This is a genomic window from Streptomyces sp. UH6 (assembly GCF_013421635.1).
In the GTDB taxonomy this organism is placed as follows: domain Bacteria; phylum Actinomycetota; class Actinomycetes; order Streptomycetales; family Streptomycetaceae; genus Streptomyces; species Streptomyces abyssomicinicus.
The window spans coordinates 1-3,479 of sequence record NZ_JACADT010000616.1; the positions used below are offsets into that span (position 1 = coordinate 1).

3 protein-coding genes and 1 pseudogene are annotated in these 3,479 nt (G+C 71.9%); 2 read left to right on the top strand and 2 right to left on the bottom strand.

Annotation, left to right across the window (positions count from 1 at the left end; all coding sequences use genetic code 11):
• Positions 1-10 precede the first annotated feature (10 nt).
• Positions 11-859: a menaquinone biosynthetic enzyme MqnA/MqnD family protein gene (locus HW445_RS23070; protein WP_180222878.1), complete on the bottom strand. Its 849-nt coding sequence runs from the start codon at positions 857-859 to the stop codon at positions 11-13.
• A gap of 353 nt (positions 860-1,212) precedes the next feature.
• Between HW445_RS23070 and HW445_RS23075 the strand changes: the two genes are divergently transcribed.
• Positions 1,213-1,416 carry a cold-shock protein gene (locus tag HW445_RS23075; protein WP_108954893.1) on the top strand — a complete coding sequence of 68 codons (204 nt, stop codon included), beginning with the start codon at positions 1,213-1,215 and terminating at the stop codon, positions 1,414-1,416.
• Between the two features lie 175 nt (positions 1,417-1,591).
• On the opposite strand, the gene HW445_RS23080 is transcribed toward HW445_RS23075, so the two are convergent.
• Positions 1,592-2,881: an acetyl-CoA C-acetyltransferase gene (locus HW445_RS23080; RefSeq protein ID WP_180222879.1), complete on the bottom strand. Its 1,290-nt coding sequence runs from the start codon at positions 2,879-2,881 to the stop codon at positions 1,592-1,594.
• A 146-nt stretch (positions 2,882-3,027) separates the two neighbouring features.
• Between HW445_RS23080 and HW445_RS23085 the strand changes: the two are divergent.
• A pseudogene (locus HW445_RS23085) lies at positions 3,028-3,479 on the top strand (short chain dehydrogenase); the annotation flags it as partial.

A 3,479-nucleotide genomic window follows, 5' to 3' on the forward strand; every position in this document is an offset into this window, starting at 1 on the left:
CGGTGGTGGTCTACGCCTCCAGCAGGTTCACCTTCACGTCCGCCGGGAAGCCCGTGGTGGGGCCGACGCGGCGGGCGAACTCGGCGACCGCGCCGAGCTGCTCCGGGCCGAAGCGGAAGTCCAGGGTGGTGAAGTACCGCTCCAGGAGTTCGGCGTCGAACGCCTCCCAGCGGGCGGCCTGTTCGGCGACCTTGGTGACCTCCTCCAGGGAGAGGTCGCGGGAGGCGAGGAACGCCTCGTGGACCCGGCGGGTGAGCTCCGGCTCGCGCTCCAGGTAGTCGCGCCGGGCGGCCCAGACGGCGAAGACGAAGGGGAGCCCGGTCCACTCCTTCCACAGCGCGCCGAGGTCGTGGACGGCGAGGCCGAGCCGGGGCGCGTCGTGCAGGCTGGCCCGCAGCGCGGCGTCGCCGATCAGCACGGCGGCGTCCGCCTCCAGCATCATCGCGCCGAGGTCCGGCGGGCAGGTGAAGTACTCCGGCGTGACGCCGAAACGCTCCTGCAGCAGCAGCTGGGCGAGCCGCACGGAGGTCCGGGAGGTGGAGCCGAGGGCGACCCGGGCGCCGTCGAGACGGTCCAGCGGCAGCTGCGAGACGATCACGCAGGACATCACCGGCCCGTCGCAGCCGACCGCGATGTCCGGGAAGGCGACCAGGTCGTCGGCGTTCTTCAGGAACTCGACCAGGGTGACGGGGCCGATGTCGAGGTCGCCCGCGATCAGCCTCTCGCTGAGCTTCTCCGGCGTGTCCTTGGTCAGTTCCAGGTTGAGGAGCGTGCCCGTTCTCGCGAGCCCCCAGTAGAGGGGCAGGCAGTTCAGGAACTGGATGTGGCCGACGCGCGGCCGGATGCGAGAATTGTCCACATCGCGAGACTAGACCCCGTCCGGCGCAACCCGGCGCTCAGGGTGCTCCTCCGCGCGCCCGCGCGCTCCGACCCGCCCGTCCGCCCGCCAGGACCCCCGGTCGCCCACACGGCCCAACCCCACCGTCAACCCCGAACTGCGATTTTTCTGCACACGGGTGACGTGATCTTGGCCTCTCTTGCATTCGGGTTCCTGCGTGCTAGGCTCGCAGCAAGTTGCAGTTTGGTTTCCCTTGCAGTACAGAGCCTGCGGAGCATGTGACCGCGGGCTCTCGTCGTTTTCAGACTTGTGCAGTTGTTTCGGACACTTGCAGGTTCTGGAGCAGGGCAACCCTTTGGGCCCAAGGAGGGCTTATGGCTACCGGAACCGTGAAGTGGTTCAACGCCGAAAAGGGCTTTGGCTTCATCGCCCAGGAAGGCGGCGGCCCCGACGTCTTCGTCCACTACTCCGCGATCAACGCGAGCGGTTTCCGCTCCCTCGAGGAGAACCAGGCGGTGACCTTCGACGTGACCCAGGGTCCGAAGGGCCCGCAGGCGGAGAACGTCACCCCGCAGTAAGCCTCCGGCTCGAAGAGAGCCCGATGCTCTGCTCCGGTTTGAGTTGATTCCGGAACGAGTGCAGTACCCAAGGAGCCCCCTGTCGGCGTGCGCCGGCATCCGGGGGCTCCTGCCTTTTTCCCGCCCTGCTCCGCCTCCGCGTGCTGCTCCGCCTCCGCGTGTGCCGTGGAGCGGTTCAGGGCCGTTCGAGGATCGCCGTGACGCCCTGGCCGCCGGCCGCGCAGACGGAGATCAGGCCCCGCCCCGGAGCGTCCCGCTCGGCGAGCAGCTTGGCCAGCGTGGCGACCACCCGGGCGCCGGTGGCGGCGAACGGGTGGCCGGTCGCCAGCGACGAACCGGCCACGTTCAGGCGGTCCCGGTCCACCGGGGCCAGCCCCCGCTTCTCCCAGGCGGCCAGGGTGGCCAGCACCTGGGAGGCGAACGCCTCGTGGATCTCGACCAGGTCGAAGTCCTCGATGCCCAGCCCGGCGCGCTCCAGCATCCGCGGCACCGCGTACGCGGGGGCCATCAGCAGGCCGTCCTCCCCGTCCGCGACGTCGCCGTGCACGAAGTCCACGGCCGCCGTCTCGTACGCGGTCAGGTAGGCCAGCGGCTCGAGGCCGCGTGCCGCGGCCCACTCCTCGCTCGCCAGCAGGACGGTGGCCGCGCCGTCGGTGAGCGGCGTGGAGTTGCCCGCCGTCATCGTCGGCCCGGGGTCCTTCACGCCGAAGACCGGCTTCAGGGTCGCCAGCTTCTCCACCGTGGAGCCGGGCCGCAGGTTCTGGTCCCTGGCCAGGCCCCTGAACGGCACCACCAGATCCTGGAAGAAGCCGCGTTCGTAGGCGGCGGCCAGCTTCCGGTGGCTGGCCGCGGCCAGTGCGTCCTGCGCCTCGCGGGTGACGCCCCAGGCCCGCGCGGTGATCGCCGCGTGCTCGCCCATGGACAGGTGGGTGCGCGGCTCGGCGTTGCGCGGGATGTCGGGGACGAGGTGGGACGGGCGCACCTGGGCGAGCGCCTTGAGCCGGGCGCCCGCCGACCTGGCCCTGCGGGCCTCCAGCAGGATCCTGCGCAGCCGGTCGTTGAGGCCCAGCGGCGCGTCGCTGGCGGTGTCGGCGCCGCCGGCGATCCCCGACTCCAGCTGGCCCAGCATGATCTTGTTGGCGACGGCGATCACCGCCTGGAGGCCGGTCCCGCAGGCCTGCTGGATGTCGTAGGCGGGCGTCCTCGGGTCGAGCCGGGAGCCCAGCACCGTCTCCCGGGCCAGGTTGAAGTCGCGGCTGTGCTTGAGCACCGCGCCGGCCACGAACTCGCCCACCGCTCCGGGCTCCTGGAGGTCGTGACGCTCGACCAGGCCGTTCAGGGCGGCGGTCAGCATCTCCTGGTTGGACGCCGTGGCGTACGGGCCGTCGGAGCGCGCGAAGGGGATGCGCGTGCCTGCGAGGACGGCTACGCGGCGGGTCGCCGGGGGCTGCAGTGGATCGCTCATGTCAGGACTGCTCCTTACGTCGAGCCTCGTACCGCCTTAGCATCGGCGGCCGGTGAACGAGCTTACGAGCCTGGGCTTACCATCGGTAACCTTACTCCGGAGTAAGCCACCCCCCGTCCGCACAGCACACGCCTGGAGCCCTCCACATGGCCGACCGCTATCAGAGCTTCACCCGGACCGCGCCCGGCCGCTTCCTCACCCGGCGGCTGGGCCTGCCGCAGCCCGCCCCCCTGCACCGCTGGTCGGCCGAGCGGCCCCGTCTGGACGGCCCGGTGCTCCTCCTGTCCGCGGGCGGACCCGCCCTCGACCTGGCGCCGGTCCTCGGCCGCACCGGGCTGGACGTGCGCGGCGGCGCCGAACGGCCCGCCGCGGTGGTGGTCGACGCCACCGGGGTGCGGACCGTGGAAGCGCTGGCCGAGGTGCACGGGGCGCTGCACCCGGTGGTCCGCTCGATCGCCGACTCCGGCCGGGTGGTCGTCCTCGGCGCGCCGCTGGACCCGGCCGACCACCACCAGTCGGCGGTCCAGCAGGGCCTGGAGGGCTTCGTCCGCTCGCTCGGCAAGGAGATCGGCCGGGGCAGGACCGTCAACCTGGTCCG